The organism is Bartonella vinsonii subsp. berkhoffii ATCC 51672, assembly GCF_902825225.1.
GTDB lineage: Bacteria > Pseudomonadota > Alphaproteobacteria > Rhizobiales > Rhizobiaceae > Bartonella > Bartonella berkhoffii.
Map to the genome: position 1 here is coordinate 1 of NZ_CADEAK010000040.1, position 2554 is coordinate 2554.

At 46.8% G+C, this 2554-nt stretch carries 1 protein-coding gene; it reads right to left on the reverse strand.

Going from position 1 to position 2554, the window contains the following annotated elements; genetic code table 11:
* Positions 1-2554 (reverse strand): DUF4815 domain-containing protein (locus tag J7R10_RS07895; RefSeq protein WP_246787416.1); only part of this gene is annotated, 2554 nt, incomplete at both ends.

Below are 2554 nucleotides of genomic sequence, written 5' to 3' on the forward strand. Positions count from 1 at the left end.
TGCCAAGATCAATGGTTTTTTCTGTTTGTGTGTAGCGTGCTGCCAACACGCGAAAGGCTAAAGCCTCATCTTGATGGGCGGTCCAGCTCTGCGCATTGACAGAAGAAAAGCGTGGACCGGTCACATAAGGGTGGCTCGAAACGTACCTTTGCTTTTCTGCATCAAAATCGCCAAGTTTTGCCAGTGAGACAGAATGATTACTATCATCGGTTTTAATGACAAAAGCCGTTAAGCGATCATCGGGGACAAGCAGTGGTACATCATAGCGTGCCTGCGCCCATCCGGTTTTTGCACCCTTCATGGAGTAAAAACTTTGTGCTTGAATATCGGCGGTCGGATAGCCGTTTTCGGTGGTAACCAAATCAATCACCAGATCATGATCCTGATTACCAATTTTGCAAAGATGAAAGTCAATACCGGTGATTTGCCGTGTTTCATCTGGGATAAAGACTTGTGCTTGTGGATCGTCTTTTTCCCATATCTTCACCGTTATGGTGCGCCGCATGACTTTCACATCAATCACACCTTTGCCGGTAAAAAGACCTGTTGCAATTGTTCCACCTTTGCCTCGTGCCACGACATTTTTTGTGCCAGCGGTAATATTTTGTGGAATCTTAAAAGTGCCTTCAAGAACGCCGTTGGAATTGGCAACAAGGCGGTTTGTTGGCAAGACATTCACACCATCAAAGGTAAGACTTGTCAAAATTTCCCCTTTGCCAAAGCCTTCAATTTTAAAGTGAAGGGTAATTTGTCTTAAGAAATCGGTTTGTTCTTGGTGTGTGTTGATGAAATTATCGCTTACTTCTGTTCTACGTATGGTACTGCCGCGATGTTTTCCCATAATGATTTGATTGGTAATGCTTGAGAGCCAATCGGTGCGCTGTTCATGCCAAAAATCTGTTGCGGGGGTAAGCGTGACCGTACCAGGGAGGGGTGCAAAATTTTGATAAGGGTTGATTTTTTCGCAAGCCGTTGTCAATTCTTGCGCAATGATCACTTCATTTGTCCAATCAAGGATGACAGGGGCTTTTAAAGGCGCCGTATAGAATGTTGGGTCAATGGCAAGCTGCAAAATGCCATTGCCTACAGCCCCTGTTTGTTGAAAACCTTCATCTCGGTAAGAGTCATCCAGAAAAGGGTCGGCAAACATGCCTTTTTTGGCAACGGGCTCTTTAGAGTCGACATTGCTTTTAATGCGCTCTAACTGCATCAACCGATCAAGGGAAAACACCCGTTGAAAATAACGCCACATCTCATCATAGGGGGCAACCCGTGTGCCATCATTGACAACACCCGGCGTTTCAAGCCAATTGTTGGTGATGGTTGCAAGGGATAACACATCATCAGGGACGCTTGGTGCCATGGGATCGTCTGACGAAATCCCCTTGATATAAACCACATTGCCCCCTGTGTTCAGTCCTATACGGTCAATACGGGGCAATTTGTAAGTGTAACTGACGATAATATCGCCTCCCTCAGCGCCGCCTGAGACAGTGATTTCCTGTGCTGTTACTTTATCGGCTGTCACTTGTGCACGATAACGGTAAGTGACTTTATAGGTGCTCCCACCAGCAGGTTCATCGCCCACGGGTGCCCAATCAATGGTATCTCCTGTCTTTTTAAAATCAGTCCCTTCTTTAAATTCCTTGTTGCCTTGAACGACTTTGAGAAAAGAGGTGATGCTTTTATCGGGAACACCATCACGCCCTGCAGCAACCGCACCACGGGTGACGTTAACGGTTTTTTCTTTTGTCAACAAAAGAGAGTGAATATCGGCAATGGGAGAATAGTAGCTTTTAAAGGTAAAGCTTGTTTTGCCTTTTGGGGGCGCAAAAATATGCGTTTCGCTAGGAACAACGCTTGTCGAAAAGTCTTCCCGTTCTTCATGGCGCAAAGCGGCAAGGCGTTTGCGTTTAAAACCGTTGATATTGGCTTCTCCTTCTTGAATGCTAAAGACTTGGCAACCATTATTTGGTCCTAATGCGCTCACACGGCATCCATTGACGATATAATGTCCATGCGCACGGTCGTAAGTGGCAATGGCTTGCATGGCTGGTTCAAGCAGAGAGGGGGATTTTTGGTCAATGAGAACACCATCTTGCAAGATATAAACGGGAAAGAACGTGCCGGCTTGCGCATCCTCTTTGAGTGCCCAAACAAGCTTTGCTGTTTCGCGTGCAGCACCGGGCTCTCCTTCTGCTAAGGTGCCTGGAACTTGCCCCAACAGCTCTGGATCATCCTCATGGGTTATCCATTTTTTCTGCAGCTTCACACCGATTTCCAGGCGCCCAACCATGGAAACATTGTTGAGTACAGCTTCTAAGACCGGGAAAATATCGCCGGCGATATAAATCTTGCCCTCTGTTAAAGTGACGGTCCTTGTCTCTTTGTTGACAAAAGCATCGGCACGTTCAACGCGGTCCCCTTCTTGTGCCACAAGGCGCCCCAAGCGGTCATGGCGTCCCCTTATGATGGTTTGAACCTCATTCAGTTCACCACTTTGGATAAAGGGGCGTTGTCCATAAAACACAACGCTTTGCTGTTCCTCTTTGCC